This is a genomic window from Ectopseudomonas toyotomiensis, assembly GCF_017167985.1.
In the GTDB taxonomy this organism is placed as follows: domain Bacteria; phylum Pseudomonadota; class Gammaproteobacteria; order Pseudomonadales; family Pseudomonadaceae; genus Aquipseudomonas; species Aquipseudomonas toyotomiensis.
In genome coordinates this window covers 39284-54636 of the sequence record NZ_CP070505.1, presented here as the reverse complement: position 1 = coordinate 54636, position 15353 = coordinate 39284, and the positions used below count along the sequence as shown (strand labels likewise).

Annotated in this window: 13 protein-coding genes and 1 tRNA gene; 13 read left to right on the top strand and 1 reads right to left on the bottom strand. The window is 63.4% G+C overall.

What is annotated here, in order from left to right:
- The first annotated feature begins 180 nt into the window (after window positions 1-180).
- The 12 genes from JWV26_RS00210 to JWV26_RS00155 all read left to right on the top strand — a co-directional run bounded on the left by JWV26_RS00210 (window position 181) and on the right by JWV26_RS00155 (window position 13656).
- Window positions 181-1956, top strand: a complete 1776-nt coding sequence (locus JWV26_RS00210; RefSeq protein WP_206418069.1) for a methanol/ethanol family PQQ-dependent dehydrogenase — start codon at window positions 181-183, stop codon at window positions 1954-1956.
- Between the two features lie 322 nt (window positions 1957-2278).
- Window positions 2279-3799 carry an acetaldehyde dehydrogenase ExaC gene (exaC, locus tag JWV26_RS00205; protein WP_206418068.1) on the top strand — a complete coding sequence of 507 codons (1521 nt, stop codon included), beginning with the start codon at window positions 2279-2281 and terminating at the stop codon, window positions 3797-3799.
- Window positions 3800-4125: 326 nt separating this feature from the next.
- Complete coding sequence (pqqA, locus tag JWV26_RS00200; protein ID WP_003243383.1) at window positions 4126-4197, top strand: pyrroloquinoline quinone precursor peptide PqqA; 72 nt, start codon at window positions 4126-4128, stop codon at window positions 4195-4197.
- Between the two features lie 47 nt (window positions 4198-4244).
- The gene (pqqB, locus tag JWV26_RS00195) at window positions 4245-5159 is read left to right on the top strand and encodes a pyrroloquinoline quinone biosynthesis protein PqqB (RefSeq protein WP_206418067.1); all 915 of its coding nucleotides are present in this window, start codon (window positions 4245-4247) and stop codon (window positions 5157-5159) included.
- 23 nt (window positions 5160-5182) lie between these two features.
- Window positions 5183-5935, top strand: a complete 753-nt coding sequence (gene pqqC / locus JWV26_RS00190; protein ID WP_072425555.1) for a pyrroloquinoline-quinone synthase PqqC — start codon at window positions 5183-5185, stop codon at window positions 5933-5935.
- Between the two features lie 85 nt (window positions 5936-6020).
- Window positions 6021-6299, top strand: coding sequence for a pyrroloquinoline quinone biosynthesis peptide chaperone PqqD (gene pqqD / locus JWV26_RS00185; RefSeq protein WP_074916628.1), 279 nt, complete (start codon window positions 6021-6023; stop codon window positions 6297-6299).
- Window positions 6271-7425: a pyrroloquinoline quinone biosynthesis protein PqqE gene (gene pqqE, locus JWV26_RS00180; protein ID WP_206418066.1), complete on the top strand. Its 1155-nt coding sequence runs from the start codon at window positions 6271-6273 to the stop codon at window positions 7423-7425. Before pqqD ends, pqqE begins: the two co-directional genes overlap by 29 nt.
- Window positions 7413-9281: a S9 family peptidase gene (locus tag JWV26_RS00175; protein ID WP_206418065.1), complete on the top strand. Its 1869-nt coding sequence runs from the start codon at window positions 7413-7415 to the stop codon at window positions 9279-9281. The genes pqqE and JWV26_RS00175 overlap by 13 nt, the downstream gene beginning before the upstream one ends.
- 77 nt (window positions 9282-9358) lie before the next feature.
- Entirely contained in the window at window positions 9359-10522 is a 1164-nt protein-coding gene (gene ercA, locus JWV26_RS00170; RefSeq protein ID WP_074916634.1) for an alcohol dehydrogenase-like regulatory protein ErcA, read from the top strand.
- A complete protein-coding gene (locus JWV26_RS00165; RefSeq protein ID WP_206418064.1) occupies window positions 10506-12230 on the top strand; it encodes a hybrid sensor histidine kinase/response regulator in 1725 nt (574 codons plus the stop codon). Before ercA ends, JWV26_RS00165 begins: the two co-directional genes overlap by 17 nt.
- A gap of 80 nt (window positions 12231-12310) precedes the next feature.
- Entirely contained in the window at window positions 12311-12718 is a 408-nt protein-coding gene (locus JWV26_RS00160; protein WP_072425549.1) for a PA2779 family protein, read from the top strand.
- The gene (locus tag JWV26_RS00155) at window positions 12703-13656 is read left to right on the top strand and encodes a PA2778 family cysteine peptidase (protein ID WP_239692350.1); all 954 of its coding nucleotides are present in this window, start codon (window positions 12703-12705) and stop codon (window positions 13654-13656) included. Before JWV26_RS00160 ends, JWV26_RS00155 begins: the two co-directional genes overlap by 16 nt.
- A 49-nt stretch (window positions 13657-13705) precedes the next feature.
- Here the strand turns inward: JWV26_RS00155 and JWV26_RS00150 are convergent, their stop codons facing one another.
- Window positions 13706-14989: an NAD(P)/FAD-dependent oxidoreductase gene (locus tag JWV26_RS00150; RefSeq protein WP_072425547.1), complete on the bottom strand. Its 1284-nt coding sequence runs from the start codon at window positions 14987-14989 to the stop codon at window positions 13706-13708.
- Window positions 14990-15172: 183 nt separating this feature from the next.
- Between JWV26_RS00150 and JWV26_RS00145 the strand changes: the two genes are divergently transcribed.
- A tRNA-Val gene (locus JWV26_RS00145) sits at window positions 15173-15249 on the top strand.
- Window positions 15250-15353: the final 104 nt, after the last annotated feature.

The window sequence follows — 15353 nt, the reverse complement described above, 5'->3', positions numbered from 1 at the left end:
CGGGCAAAGGTGGGGCCGCCGCAATCGCCATGATTGCAGGCTGTGGAGCAGGTATTGCTACCAAGGAACGAGGAAAATCGGCTGGGGGTGCAATTGTTGGGTGGCCTGGGTGAGCCAAGAATTCGCGGCAGACCGGGAAAATTTCCCGGCAATAACAATGAACCCGCAGAGGTAGCCGCAATGAAACACGTCGGTCTTCGCCAGCCTTTCCTCCTCACCGCACTCTGTGCCGCCATGCTGTTGCCGTCCGCCGCCGCGCTGGCGGTCACCGACGCCGAGATTCTCAAGGACGCCACCACCACCGACGAGATCGTCACCAACGGTCTCGGTCTGCAGGGCCAGCGCTACAGCCCGCTGAACATCCTCAACGAGCAGAACGTCAAGGAACTGCGCCCGGTCTGGACCATGTCCTTCGGTGGCGAGAAGCAGCGCGGCCAGCAGGCGCAGCCGCTGATCAAGGACGGCGTGATGTACGTCACCGCCTCCTACTCGCGGGTATTCGCCGTCGATGCGCGCACTGGTCGTGAGCTGTGGCAGTACGAAGCACGTCTGCCTGACGACATCCGCCCTTGCTGCGACGTGATCAACCGTGGTGTCGCCCTGTACGACGACCTGGTGATCTTCGGCACCCTCGACGCCAAGCTGGTGGCGCTGAACAAGGACACTGGCAAGGTGGTGTGGCGCAAGAACGTCGCCGATCACAAGGCGGGCTATTCGATCACCGCGGCGCCGCTGGTGGTCAACGGCAAACTGATCACAGGCGTTTCCGGTGGTGAGTTCGGCGTGGTCGGCAAGATCGAAGCCTACGATCCGAAGAACGGTGAGCTGCTGTGGAGTCGCCCGACCGTCGAAGGTCACATGGGCTACGTGTACAAGGACGGCAAGGCCGTCGAGAATGGCATCAGTGGTGGCGAGGCCGGCAAGACCTGGCCGGGCGATCTGTGGAAGACTGGCGGCGCCGCGCCCTGGTTGGGCGGCTACTATGACGCCGACACCAACCTGCTGTTCTTCGGTACCGGCAACCCGGCGCCGTGGAACTCGCACCTGCGTCCTGGCGACAACCTCTACTCGTCCTCGCGCCTGGCGCTGAACCCGGACGACGGCAGCATCAAGTGGCACTTCCAGACCACCCCGCATGACGGCTGGGACTTCGACGGCGTCAACGAGCTGATCTCCTTCGACTATCAGGAAGGCGGCAAGACCGTGAAGGCAGCTGCGACCGCCGACCGTAACGGCTTCTTCTACGTGCTCGACCGCACCAACGGCAAGTTCATCCGTGGCTTCCCCTTCGTCGACAAGATCACCTGGGCCAAGGGCCTGGACAAGAATGGCCGGCCGATCTACGACGACAGCAACCGTCCGGGCTCGCCGAGCGCGGCGGAGAAGGGCACGAGCGTGTTCTCCGCACCGGCCTTCCTCGGCGCGAAGAACTGGATGCCCATGGCTTACAGCCAGGACACCGGTCTGTTCTACGTGCCGTCCAACGAGTGGGGCATGGACATCTGGAACGAGGACATCGCCTACAAGAAGGGCGCGGCCTACCTGGGCGCCGGCTTCACCATCAAGCCGCTCAACGAGGAATACATCGGCGTGCTGCGCGCCATCGACCCGAAGACCGGCAAGGAAGTCTGGCGCCACAAGAACTACGCGCCGTTGTGGGGCGGGGTGCTGACCACCAAGGGCAACCTGGTGTTCACCGGCAACCCGGAAGGCTACCTGCAGGCGTTCAATGCCAAGACCGGCGAGAAAGTCTGGGAATTCCAGACCGGCTCGGGCGTGATCGGCTCGCCCGTGACCTGGGAAATGGACGGCGAGCAGTACGTCTCCGTTCTGTCCGGCTGGGGCGGTGCGGTACCGCTGTGGGGCGGTGAGGTGGCCAAACGGGTCAAGAATCTGAACCAGGGCGGCATGCTGTGGACCTTCAAGCTGCCGAAGGAACTGGTGGCCAAGCGCTGATCGCTTGAGGTGTCAGACGATGGCCGGACTCTGTCCGGCCATCGTCGTTTCTGGCGTCTGGCTGCCAGCGCCGAGCCGCTGCGAAATGCCACGGGCGAAATTTCCTGGTTTGGAACGCAAGACCAGGCCAACGGGTCTAGCCTTTAGCTTCCATAGCCTCGTACCTCGCTGCCAAAGGCCCGTGCCAGACCGCTCTACTACCAAATGACTAGGTGATCTATGCCATGGGTGCATACCGAGGTTTCCGGGGGCTTCCTAAGATCGAACCATGACTCGCTTCCCCGATTGGCAGCGGGCTCCGACAACAAGAGAGGTCAGCATCATGATTTACGCGAAACCGGGTACCCCAGGCGCCGTCGTCACCCTCAAACCACGCTACGGCAACTACATCGGCGGTGAGTTCGTCGCTCCGCTCAGCGGCCAGTACTTCAGCAACACCAGCCCGGTCGATGGCTCGGTGATCGCCGAATTCCCCCGTTCCAACGCTGCCGACATCGACAAGGCGCTGGATGCTGCCCACGCTGCGGCCGATGCCTGGGGGCGCACCAGCGTGCAGGAGCGCTCGCACATCCTGCTGAAGATCGCCGACCGCATCGAAGCCAACCTCGAACTGCTGGCCGTGGCCGAAACCTGGGACAACGGCAAGGCCGTGCGCGAGACGCTGAACGCCGACGTGCCGCTGGCCGCCGACCATTTTCGTTACTTCGCCGGCTGCATCCGCGCCCAGGAAGGCAGCACCGCCGAGATCAACGACGGCACCGTTGCTTATCACTTCCACGAGCCGCTCGGCGTGGTCGGGCAGATCATCCCGTGGAACTTCCCGCTACTGATGGCCGCCTGGAAACTGGCTCCGGCCCTGGCCGCCGGTAACGCCATCGTGCTCAAGCCCGCCGAGCAGACCCCGCTGTCGATCACCCTGCTGATGGAAATCATCGGCGACCTGCTACCGCCGGGGGTGCTCAACATCGTTCAGGGTTTCGGTCGTGAAGCCGGTGAAGCGCTGGCCACCAGCAAGCGCATCGCCAAGATCGCCTTCACCGGCTCCACCCCGGTCGGCTCGCACATCCTCAAGTGCGCCGCCGAGAACATCATCCCGAGCACCGTCGAGCTGGGCGGCAAATCGCCGAACATCTTCTTCGCCGACATCATGAACGCCGAGCCGGCCTTCATCGAGAAGGCTGCCGAAGGTCTGGTGCTGGGCTTCTTCAACCAAGGCGAGGTGTGCACCTGCCCGTCGCGCGCGCTGGTGCAGGAGTCGATCTACGACGCCTTCATGGTCGAGGTAATGAAGAAGGTCAAGCAGATCAAGCGCGGCAACCCGCTGGACACCGAGACCATGGTCGGCGCCCAGGCCTCGCAACAGCAGTTCGACAAGATCCTCAGCTACCTGGAGATCGCCCAGCAGGAAGGTGCGCAGGTGCTCACCGGTGGCGCCGCCGAGCGCCTGGACGGCGACCTGGCCAGTGGTTACTACATCCAGCCGACCCTGCTCAAGGGTACCAACAAGATGCGCGTGTTCCAGGAAGAGATCTTCGGCCCGGTGATCGGTGTGACCACCTTCAAGGACGAAGCCGAAGCCCTGGCCATCGCCAACGACACCGAGTTCGGCCTCGGCGCCGGCGTGTGGAGCCGCGACATGAACGTCGCCTACCGCATGGGCCGCGCAATCAAGGCCGGTCGTGTCTGGACCAACTGCTACCACCTGTACCCGGCGCATGCCGCCTTTGGTGGTTACAAGAAGTCCGGTGTCGGCCGTGAAACCCACAAGATGATGCTCGACCACTACCAGCAAACCAAGAATCTGCTGGTGAGCTATGACATCAATCCGCTCGGGTTCTTCTGAGTCCTGATCAATCCATGACGCGGCGCGCTCGCTCCGGCACGCCGCCCTTGCACGGCGAAGGACCCTACCCGGGTGGATCTGCAGGCAGCCATCAGCCTGTACGGCAGCAGACCCTTATCGCGACGCGGCTTCGGCCGCGTTTTTTATTGGCGCATGTTTCAGGCCAGGCGATGACTGGAACCTTCCAGGCGCGAGGCATGCCTACTGATAGCGTCACCTACCAATGCCAGTGCCGATTCATCCCAAAGTACCATTTGGCCTCTTGCCTGGCGGGGGCTTAATGGGGTTGCCGGAATGCCCCGGCGCCATAAAAAGAGGACCGCATCATGTGGACTAAACCCGCCTACACCGATCTGCGTATTGGCTTCGAAGTGACGATGTATTTCGCCAACCGTTGATCGCTCCTGGCCCCGGTTCGTCCGGGGCATCCCCGCTGGTGACTTCCATGCATATCCAGATTCTCGGTTCCGCCGCTGGCGGCGGTTTTCCCCAGTGGAACTGCAACTGCCGCAACTGCCGTGGCGTGCGCGCCGGTACCCTGCGCGCGCAGCCGCGCACGCAATCGTCCATCGCCATTTCCGATGACGGTGAGCAGTGGATCCTGTGCAATGCCTCGCCGGATATCCGTGCGCAGATCGAAGCCTTTCCGGCGCTGCAACCAGCGCGCAAGCTGCGCGACACGGCGATTGCCGGCATCGTCCTGCTCGATAGCCAGATCGACCATTGCACCGGTCTGCTGACCCTGCGCGAAGGCTGCCCGCATGAAGTCTGGTGTACCGAGATGGTGCATCAGGATCTGACCACCGGCTTTCCGCTGTTCAACATGCTCGGCCACTGGAACGGCGGCCTGCAGCACCGGCTGATCGAGCTGGACGCCAAACCCTTCGGCATACCTGCCTGCCCGGCGCTGAGCATCACCGCCATCGCCCTGCGCAGCAGCGCGCCGCCCTATTCGCCGCATCGCGGCAATCCGCATCCGGGCGACAACATCGGGCTGTTCATCGAGGACAGCCGTAGCGGCCGCAGCCTGTTCTACGCCCCCGGCCTCGGCCAGGTGGACGAGCACCTGCTGAGCTGGATGCGCCGCGCCGACTGCCTGCTGGTGGACGGCACGCTGTGGCGTAATGACGAGATGCGTGTATGCGAGGTGGGTGACAAGCTCGGCAGTGAGATGGGCCACCTTTGCCAGAGCGGCCCGGGCGGCATGATCGAGGTGCTAGACGGCCTGCCTTCGGCACGCAAGGTCCTTATCCATATCAACAACACCAACCCGATTCTCGACCTGGATTCGCCCGAGCGCACCGAACTTGACGCCCACGGCATCGAGGTCGCGTTCGATGGCATGAGCATCGTTTTGTAAGCTGTGCGCACCGGGGAGTTCTGATGAGCCAAGCTGCCATGACACCTGCCGAATTCGAGCAGGCGCTGCGCGCCAAGGGCGCACTGTACCACATCCATCATCCGTTTCACCGCGCCATGTACGAAGGGCGCGCCACCCGCGAGCAGATTCAGGGCTGGGTGGCCAACCGCTTCTACTATCAGGTCAATATTCCGCTCAAGGATGCGGCGATCCTCGCCAACTGTCCGGATCGCGAAACGCGTCGCGAGTGGATTCAGCGCATCCTCGACCATGACGGTGCGCCGGGTGAGGAGGGCGGTATCGAGGCCTGGCTGCGCCTGGCCGAGTCCGTCGGCCTCGACCGCGAGCAGGTGCTGTCGCAGGAGCTGGTGCTGCCCGGCGTGCGCTTCGCCGTCGACGCCTACGTCAACTTCGCCCGCCGTGCGAGCTGGCAGGAAGCGGCCAGCAGCTCGCTGACCGAACTGTTCGCGCCGACCATCCATCAGTCGCGCCTGGATGCCTGGCCGCAGCACTACCCGTGGATCGATGCCACCGGCTACGACTACTTCCGCAATCGTCTGAGCCAAGCGCGCCGCGACGTCGAGCACGGCCTGCGCATCACCCTCGAACACTACCGCACCCGGGAATCGCAGGAGCGCATGCTGAATATCCTGCAGTTCAAGCTGGATGTGCTGTGGAGCATGCTCGACGCCATGAGCATGGCCTACGAACTGCAGCGCCCGCCGTATCACACGGTGACCGACGAGCGCGTCTGGCATCGAGGGATCGCGCTATGAACCTCGATGTGTCGGTGTGTGTGGCGCACCCTGGTGTTGAGCCTGTTGTAGGGTGCGCCGTGCGCACCATGACGGAGTCCGTTCTATGACTGCCAATCTTCTGCCCAGCGTACCCGCCATCCGCCGCGGCTTCCGCCTGCAGTTCGAACCGGCGCAGGGCTGCCACGTGCTGCTCTATCCGGAAGGCATGATCAAGCTCAACGACAGCGCCGGCGAGATTCTCCAGCAGGTCGACGGTAAGCGCTCGGTGGCCGAGATCATCGGCAACCTGCACCAGCGCTTCCCCGATGTGCCCGGTATCGACGAAGACATCATCGCCTTCATGGAGGTGGCCCATGCTCAGTTCTGGATCGAGCTTCGCTAGGGCAGGTCATGAGCCAGGGCCGCCGCTGTGGCTGCTGGCTGAGCTGACCTACCGCTGCCCGCTGCAATGCCCGTACTGTTCCAACCCGCTGGATTTTTCACGGCAGGGCGCGGAGCTCAGCACCGCCGAATGGATCGAGGTATTCCGTCAGGCGCGTGAACTGGGGGCGGCGCAGCTGGGCTTCTCCGGTGGCGAGCCGCTGGTGCGCCAGGATCTGGCCGAGCTGATCGCGGCGGCGCGCGGCCTGGGCTACTACACCAACCTGATCACCTCCGGCATCGGCCTCACCGAAGCGCGCATCGCCGCGTTCGCCGAAGCCGGGCTCGATCATATCCAGATCAGCTTCCAGGCCGCCGACGAGGAGGTGAACAACCTGCTGGCCGGCTCGAAGAAGGCCTTCGCGCAGAAGCTGGCCATGGCCCGCGCGGTCAAGGCCCATGGCTACCCGATGGTGCTCAACTTCGTCACTCACCGGCACAACATCGACAATATCGAGCGCATCATCGAGCTGTGCCTGGAGCTGGAGGCGGACTTCGTCGAGCTCGCCACCTGCCAGTTCTACGGCTGGGCGGAACTCAACCGGGCTGGCTTGCTGCCGACCCGAACGCAGTTGGAACGTGCCGAGCGCATCACCAATCAGTGGCGCGACAAACTGGCGGCCGAGAAGCACCCGTGCAAGCTGATCTTCGTCACCCCCGACTACTACGAGGAGCGCCCCAAGGCCTGCATGAACGGCTGGGGCAACCTATTCCTCGACATCACCCCGGACGGCACGGCGCTGCCCTGTCACAGCGCGCGGCAGCTGCCGGTGCAGTTTCCCAATGTTCGCGAGCACAGCGTCGAACATATCTGGCGGCATTCCTTCGGCTTCAACCGCTTCCGCGGCGACGACTGGATGCCCGAGCCGTGCCGCAGCTGCGATGAGAAGCACAAGGATTTCGGTGGCTGTCGCTGCCAGGCCTTCATGCTCACCGGCGACGCCAGCAACGCCGACCCGGTGTGCAGCAAGTCGGCGCACCATGAGGTGATTCTCGCCGCGCGCCGCCAGGCCGACGAGGCACCGTTGGGGCTGGGCGAGCTGCAGTACCGCAACGACAAGGCCTCGCGGATCATATGCAAGGCGTGAGCGATCCCGACTCGATCTGGAGCGCCGAACAGACCGCAGCCGCCAGTGCCGACTTCGCCGAGCTGCACGCTGCCCATGGCGGCGTGCTGTGGGTGGCCTTCGATCCCGCTCAGGCGCGTTGCGGGCTGTTTTTTTATCGCGATGGTGTTGTACGTGAACTGACGCCGCCGGGGTTCTCCGTGCGTAGCCGCGTCTACGAGTACGGTGGTGGCGCCTGCTGCGCCACGGAGCAGGGGGTGGCCTTCGTCAATGAGCGTGATCAGCAGGCCTATCGCATCGATATTGGCCTGGACGGCGGTGCGCACGGCGCACCCTACCTGATCACCGATCAGCCTCACTGCCGTTATGGCGACTTGTCCTTCGTGCCTGCCTGGCAGGCGCTGCTGGCGGTGGAGGAGAGTCATGAGACGGGCGCGGTCGTGCATCGCCTGGTACGTATCGGTCTCACCGGACATCGCCAGGTGTTGATCGAGGGCGCGGACTTTTATGCCGCACCGGTGGCCGACCCCAGCGGCCAGCGTCTGGCGTGGATCGAGTGGGATCGCCCGTACCAGCCCTGGCTCGCCACGCGCCTGTGCCTGCGTGAGTCCGGCGAACGTACCCGCGTGCTGGCCGGGCAGGGCAGCTATCAGGCTCTGCAGCAGCCACGTTTCGATCCCCAGGGCCGGCTCTGGGTGCTGAGCGACAGAGCGGGCTGGTGGCAGCCCTGGTGTGTCGACGGCGAAGCGCAACCTCAGGGCGCTCCCTACGATCACGCCCCCGCGCCCTGGCAGCTGGGCGGCCGAACCTATCTGCCGCTAGAGAATGACGAGCTTCTGTTGACGCGTCTCGAGCAGGGGATAGGAGTTCTCGTAGGGTGCGCCATGCGCACCAACCCTCTCGCCTCCGTGGTCATTGGTGCGCACAGCGCACCCTACGAGCCGCGTTTGGCTGAAGACTTCACTCGCTTCCGCTCCCTGGCTGCCGACAGCGAATATTTCTACTGCATCGCTGCCGCACCGGATCGCTTGCCGGCGGTGCTCGCCATTCGCCGCAGCGATGGCGCACTGCGAATACTCGCTGGCGGCGAGCAGCCCTTGCCCGAACGGCAGCTTTCCCGTCCTGAGGCCCTGAGCTGCAGGGTCGGGCAGGGCGAACATTGTCATGGTTTTTTCTATGCGCCGATTGATGGGCCCGAGCGCCCGCCACTGGTGATCTTCCTGCACGGCGGTCCGACTTCGGCCTGCTACCCGGTGTTCGATCCGCGTATCGCCTTCTGGACGCTACGCAGCTTCGCAGTGCTCGATCTCAACTACCGTGGCAGCAGTGGCTACGGCCGCGACTATCGCCTGCGTTTGGCTGGCCAGTGGGGCGAACTGGAGGTCGAGGACATCCGTGCCACCATCGATGCACTGGCCGCTGATGGCCGTATCGATCCGCAACGCGTCTTCGTGCGTGGCGGCAGTGCCGGTGGCTTCAGCGCGCTGCGTGCACTGGACGAATTGCCGCAGTTGCGTGGCGGCGCCAGTCTCTACGGGGTCAGCGACCCGCTGGCGCTGCGCCGGGTGACCCACAAGTTCGAGGCAGATTACCTGGACTGGCTGATCGGCGACCCGCAGCAGGATGCCGAGCGCTACCAGGATCGCACCCCCTTGTTGCAGGCCGACCGGATCAGGGTGCCGGTGATTTTCTTCCAGGGCGCGCTGGATGCGGTGGTGGTGCCGAGTCAGACCGAAAGTATGGTCGAGGCGCTGCGTCAGCGCGGTTTGCTGGTCGAATATCACCTGTTCGCCGAGGAACGCCACGGTTTCCGTCAGGCTACCAATCTGGCCGAGGCTCTGCGCGCCGAGCATGCCTTCTATCAGCGGCTGAGCTGATCGCAGGTCGCATTGCATAAACCGGGCAATGCAGTAGGCTGATCGCCATTCCATAACAAGAAATTTCAGGCCGTTGTATGAGCCACGATTTGAGTCAGCTGCGAAAGTTCGTTTCCCCCGAGATCATCTTCGGCGCCGGTTCCCGGCATAACGTTGGCAATTACGCCAAGACTTTCGGTGCACGCAAGGTGCTGGTCGTTTCCGATCCCGGTGTGGTCGCCGCGGGCTGGTCCGGTGATATCGAGGCCAGCCTGCAGGCCCAGGGCATCGCCTACTGCCTGTACACCAGGGTCTCGCCCAATCCGCGCGTGGAAGAGGTGATGGAAGGGGCCGAGTTGTATCGCAGCGAGGGCTGCAACGTCATCGTCGCGGTTGGTGGCGGCAGCCCGATGGACTGCGCCAAGGGCATCGGCATCGTCGTCGCCCATGGCCGCAGCATTCTCGAATTCGAAGGCGTGGACACCATTCGCGTGCCCAGCCCGCCGCTGATCCTGATCCCGACCACCGCCGGCACTTCGGCAGACGTGTCGCAGTTCGTGATCATCTCCAACCAGCAGGAGCGGATGAAGTTCTCCATCGTCAGCAAGGCGGTGGTGCCGGACGTATCGCTGATCGACCCGGAAACCACCCTGAGCATGGATCCGTTCCTCAGTGCCTGTACCGGCATCGACGCCATGGTGCATGCCATCGAAGCGTTCGTATCCACTGGCCACGGTCCGCTGACCGATCCGCATGCGTTGGAAGCCATGCGCCTGATCAACGGCAACCTGGTGCAGATGATCGCCAACCCGGGTGATATCGCTCTGCGCGAGAAGATCATGCTCGGCAGCATGCAGGCTGGCTTGGCGTTCTCCAATGCGATTCTCGGCGCGGTGCACGCCATGAGCCACAGCCTCGGCGGTTTCCTCGACCTGCCACACGGCCTGTGCAACGCGGTGCTGGTCGAGCACGTGGTGGCGTTCAATTACAGCGCGGCGCCGGAGCGTTTCAAGGTCATCGCCGAAACCCTCGGTATCGATTGCCGTGGTCTCAATCACGCGCAGATTCGCCAGCGCCTGGTCGAACACCTGATCGCCTTCAAGCACGCCATGGGCTTTCGCGAGACGCTCAGCCTGCATGGCGTGAGCACCTCGGACATTCCGTTCTTGTCCAGCCACGCCATGGACGACCCGTGCATCCTCACCAACCCGCGCGAGTCGACCCAGCGCGATGTCGAGGTGGTGTATGGCGAGGCGCTCTGACGAAGCGCTGGCCGGGCTGCTGGGCCTCGGCAGCCAGTCGGCGCGCAAGAGCCATTACCCCGAGCTATTGGCGCGCCTGGAAGAGCTGGAAGCCGAGCGCAACCGCTACAAATGGCTGTTCGAGCACGCCGTGCACGGCATCATCCAGGCCAGCCTGCAGGACGGCGTGCTGGCGGCCAACCCGGCGATGGCGCGAATGCTCGGCTATGACGATCCGCAGCAGGTATTGTGGTCGCCGGACGATCTGGCCCGGCACCTGTTCGTTGGCGGCTTCGATGAGCTGACGCTGATTCGTGAGCGCCTGAGCCACGGCCAGGCGCTGCTCGGTTATGAAACGCGCCTGCGCCGGCGCGATGGCAGCACCATCGACGTGCTGATGAACCTGCTGCTCAAGCCCGAAGGCGAGGGCGTTTTCGAAGGCTTCGTCGCCGATATCACCGAGCGCAAACAGGCCCAGCAACGTCTGCAACAACTCAATGACGAACTGGAGCGCCGCGTCGCTGCGCGCACCTATGAGTTGCTCGAATCCAATCGCAGCCTGCAGCGGCAGATCGAGGAACGCGAGCGTATCGAGCTGGCCCTGCGCGAGGCGCGCGACGCAGCCGAGGCGGCCAACCGCAGCAAGGACAAATACCTGGCCGCGGCCAGCCACGACCTGCTGCAGCCACTCAACGCAGCGCGATTGCTGATCTCCACACTGCGTGAGCGTGAATTGCCGAGCGCCGAACACAACCTGATCGAGCGCAGTCACCTGGCGCTGGAAGGCGCCGAAGACCTGCTCGCTGACCTGCTGGACATCTCCAAGCTGGATCAGGCAGCGATCAAACCGGACGTCGATGTCTATCGCCTCGAAGAGCTGCTGGCACCGCTGGCCTCGGAGTTCGAAAGCGTCGCCAGCGCCAGTGGTCTGCATCTGCGCGTACGCATCGCCGACTACGCGGTGCACACCGATTTCCGTCTGCTGACTCGCATCCTGCGCAACTTCCTCAGTAATGCCTGCCGTTACACCGAGCAGGGCGGCGTGCTGCTCGGTGCACGGCGCCGCGGCGCATTCGTCGAGCTGCAGGTGTGGGACAGCGGTCGCGGTATCGCCACCGATCAACTGGACAAGATCTTCCTCGAATTCAATCAGCTGGAGGTCGGGCGCGCCGCCGAGCGCAAGGGCGTTGGCCTGGGCCTGGCCATCGTCGAGCGCATCGCCCGCATGCTGGGATATCCGGTGCAGGTTCGTTCGCAGCCTGGGCGCGGCTCGGTGTTCAGTATTCGCGTGCCCCTGGCGCAGGCCAGACCGCAGCGCCAGGTGCCGTCCGCGGCGCAATCGGTTCTCGGTAATCCCTTGCCGGGGCGGCGCCTGCTGGTGATCGACAACGAGGTGGACATCCTCCACAGCATGGCCGCGTTGCTCGGGCAATGGGGTTGCGAGGTGGTCACGGCAGTCGACCTGGCCGAGGCCTTGCAGCGCCTGCAGGGCAGGGCACCGGAGGTGATTCTGGCGGATTTTCACCTCGATCACGGGGTGCTCGGTTGCCAGGTGATCCAGCAGCTACGTGACGAGTTTTCCAGGTCGATTCCGGCGCTGATCATCAGCGCCGATCGCAGCGATGACTGCCGGCGCGAGTTGCAGGCGCTGGGCGCACCTTTGCTGAACAAACCGGTCAAGCCGGGCAAGCTGCGCGCGGTGCTCAGCCAGCTCCTGATGGAAACGTGAACGCGCGCAGACTGGTGGAGTGAACCTGAGCGATTTGGATGCTGTCTATTGGCTACCTCGTCCCTCAGGAGATAGCCACAATGACAATCGCCATGAACCCCGTTATGCGCCGTCTGGCAGCCATTACCGCGCTGTTTCACCTGCTGCTGGTGGTGCAGATTCCTGCCGCGAATGCGGCGATGGTCGGCACTCACGAGGTGATCGCCGAGCAGCAGCACAAGGTGGATCAGGAGCAGTTGATGGCCATGCTCGATGACGAGCAGGTGAAGGAGAAACTGGTGTCCATGGGCGTCGACCGTGATCAGGTCGAGTCGCGTATCGCCAGCCTGACCCCAGCCGAACTGGCGCAGTTCAACCAGCAGTTGGATCAGGCGCCTGCAGGTGCCGGTGTGGTCGGCATCATCGTGTTGTTTCTGGTGATCTTCATCATCACTGATATGCTGTGCGCCACCAACATCTTCAATTTCGTCAAATGCATAAATCGCTGATTCGCCTCTGCTGTATCGCTTCGATCGTTCTACTCACAGCCTGCGCTCGGTCTCCGGTGTTATCACCGGAGACCGAGCGTTTGCCTGAGCGGGTAGAACTCACCGACGTTCCCTTCTTCCCCCAGGACGCCTATCAGTGCGGGCCGGCTGCCTTGGCCACCATGCTCAATCAACGTGGTGTGCTGACCACGCCGGGCGCGCTCAAGGACAAGGTCTACATCCCCAGCCGTGAAGGCAGCCTGCAGGTGGAGATGGTCGCCGCCGCGCGCAATCACGAAATGCTGGTGTATCCGCTGCAACCGCGCCTGGACGCCGTGTTGGCTGAAGTGGCTGCTGGTAACCCGGTGTTGGTACTGCAGAACCTGGCGTTCGACTTCTACCCGCAGTGGCATTTCGCGGTGGTGGTCGGCTACGACCGTCGCGAGCGCACGCTGATCTTGCGGTCGGCCACCACGCGCAGGCTCGAAGACAGCTTCAACAGCTTCGACAGAACCTGGGCACGCGGTGGGCGCTGGGCGGTCGTGACCCTGCCGCCGGAGCGCCTGCCGGCACAGGCCGACATGCATGTCTGGATGAAGGCTGCCAACGACCTGGAGCAAACTGGCAACGCGCAGGCCGCGCGGCGTGCCTATCGCCGCGCCGCCGAGGCCTGGCCGCAGCAGTCGCTGCCCTGGTTCGCCCTGAGCAACAGCCGCTACGCCGATGGCGACCGCAAGGGTGCTGAACAGGCATTGCGTGAGAGCCTCAAGCGCGAGCCGGGTTTTGCTGCGGGTTGGTTCAACCTGTCGCAAGTGCTGGGCGAGCAGGGGTGTGCTTCTGAGGCGCAGCAGGCCCAGGCCTGCGCACAGCGGCTGGCGCCGGAGGATGCGCGCTTCGCTGCACCACCGAAAGCCAGTGGTTCTGCTGGGCAGTGTCAGGCCTTGCCGGCGTGTCCATGATGCAAACGAAAACGGCGCCTTGGGGCGCCGTTGTCGTTGATGGACGGGATTACACGCCGAGTTTGTCACGCAGCGTGTAATACCAGGCGCCAATGGCGCTGAACGGTACCTGGAACAGGCGACCGCCAGGGAAGGGATAGTGCGGCAACCCGGCGAAGGCATCGAAACGCTCGGCCTGACCGCGGAGCGCCTCGGCCAGCACCTTGCCCGCCAGGTGGGTGTAGGTGACGCCATGGCCGCTGCAGCCTTGCGAGTAATAGATGTTGTCGCCGATACGACCCACTTGCGGCAGGCGCGACAGCGTCAGCAGGAAGTTGCCGGTCCAGGCGAAGTCGATCTTCACGTCCTTCAGTTGCGGGAAAGTCTTGAGCATCTTCGGGCGGATGATCGCCTCGATATTGGCCGGGTCGCGCGCACCGTAGACCACGCCACCGCCGTAGATCAGGCGCTTGTCGCCGGTGAGGCGGTAGTAGTCAAGCAGGTAGTTGCAGTCTTCCACGCAGTAATCCTGCGGCAGCAGGCTGGCGGCGACTTCATCAGACAACGGCTCGGTGGTGATCACCTGGGTGCCGCACGGCATCGATTTGGACGCCAGTTCCGGCACCAGGTTGCCTAGGTAGGCGTTGCCGGCGACCACCACGAACTTGGCTTTGATGCGGCCTTGCGGGGTGTGCACCACCGGGTTGGCGCCGCGCTCGATGCGCGTGGCCGGGGACTGTTCATAGATCACACCGCCGAGCGATTCCACGGCAGCGGCTTCGCCGAGCGCCAGGTTCAGCGGATGGATATGGCCGCCGCTCATGTCCAGCATGCCACCGACGTAGTTGTCGGTGGCAACCACTTCGCGGATGCGTTTTTCGTCCATCAGTTCCAGCTGGGTATGGCCGTAGCGTTCCCACAGCTTCTTTTGCGATTCCAGATGACCCATCTGCTTGCTGGTCAGCGCGGCGAACACGCCGCCATCCTTCAGGTCGCACTGAATGTCGTACTTGGCGATGCGTTCACGGATGATGCGGCCGCCCTCGAACGCCATCTGTCCGAGCAGTTGCGCCTGCTTGGGGCCGACCGTGCGTTCGATCACGTCGATATCGCGGCTGTAGCTGTTGACGATCTGTCCGCCGTTACGACCCGAAGCGCCGAAGCCAACCTTGGCCGCCTCAACGATGCTCACCTTGAAACCGTTTTCCAGCAGAAACAGTGCAGTGGACAGGCCGGTGTAACCCGCACCGATGATGCACACATCGGTTTCCACCTCACCTTGCAGGGCAGGGCGTTGCGGGACGGGGTTGGCTGAAGCGGCGTAATAGGATTGTGGATATGCCGTGTGCGCCATCTTGAACCTCTGTTCTTTATTTTTTACGAATGAACCGATGCTACCTGAGTTGAAAATGGCCGGCTAGTGTCCGTGCAAAATATTCAACGATCCGGTTTCGATAAAAAATTGGCCTATTTCAGTGAGTTAGCGAAAAAACCTGTTGACGGCCAAAAAGATCTGCGTAGAATGCGCACCCATCGAAGGCACATAGCTCAGTTGGTTAGAGCACCACCTTGACATGGTGGGGGTCGTTGGTTCGAGTCCAATTGTGCCTACCAAATCGATAAAAAGGGGTCGCTAAGCGACCCCTTTTTTTATTGCTCGAATTCTTCGAGCAGGCTTTTGCGTGTTTGTTTCAAGCGGCAGCTTGTCAGGGCTCAGG

Excerpts from the sequence above, each read along its gene's own strand:
- JWV26_RS00210 (WP_206418069.1), top strand. The coding sequence starts at position 181 with ATGAAACACGTCGGTCTTCGCCAGCCTTTCCTCCTCACCGCACTCTGT.
- exaC (WP_206418068.1), top strand. The coding sequence starts at position 2,279 with ATGATTTACGCGAAACCGGGTACCCCAGGCGCCGTCGTCACCCTCAAA.
- pqqB (WP_206418067.1), top strand. The coding sequence starts at position 4,245 with ATGCATATCCAGATTCTCGGTTCCGCCGCTGGCGGCGGTTTTCCCCAG.
- pqqC (WP_072425555.1), top strand. The coding sequence starts at position 5,183 with ATGAGCCAAGCTGCCATGACACCTGCCGAATTCGAGCAGGCGCTGCGC.
- pqqD (WP_074916628.1), top strand. The coding sequence starts at position 6,021 with ATGACTGCCAATCTTCTGCCCAGCGTACCCGCCATCCGCCGCGGCTTC.
- pqqE (WP_206418066.1), top strand. The coding sequence starts at position 6,271 with ATGCTCAGTTCTGGATCGAGCTTCGCTAGGGCAGGTCATGAGCCAGGG.
- JWV26_RS00175 (WP_206418065.1), top strand. The coding sequence starts at position 7,413 with ATGCAAGGCGTGAGCGATCCCGACTCGATCTGGAGCGCCGAACAGACC.
- ercA (WP_074916634.1), top strand. The coding sequence starts at position 9,359 with ATGAGCCACGATTTGAGTCAGCTGCGAAAGTTCGTTTCCCCCGAGATC.
- JWV26_RS00165 (WP_206418064.1), top strand. The coding sequence starts at position 10,506 with ATGGCGAGGCGCTCTGACGAAGCGCTGGCCGGGCTGCTGGGCCTCGGC.
- JWV26_RS00160 (WP_072425549.1), top strand. The coding sequence starts at position 12,311 with ATGACAATCGCCATGAACCCCGTTATGCGCCGTCTGGCAGCCATTACC.
- JWV26_RS00155 (WP_239692350.1), top strand. The coding sequence starts at position 12,703 with ATGCATAAATCGCTGATTCGCCTCTGCTGTATCGCTTCGATCGTTCTA.
- JWV26_RS00150 (WP_072425547.1), bottom strand. The coding sequence starts at position 14,989 with ATGGCGCACACGGCATATCCACAATCCTATTACGCCGCTTCAGCCAAC.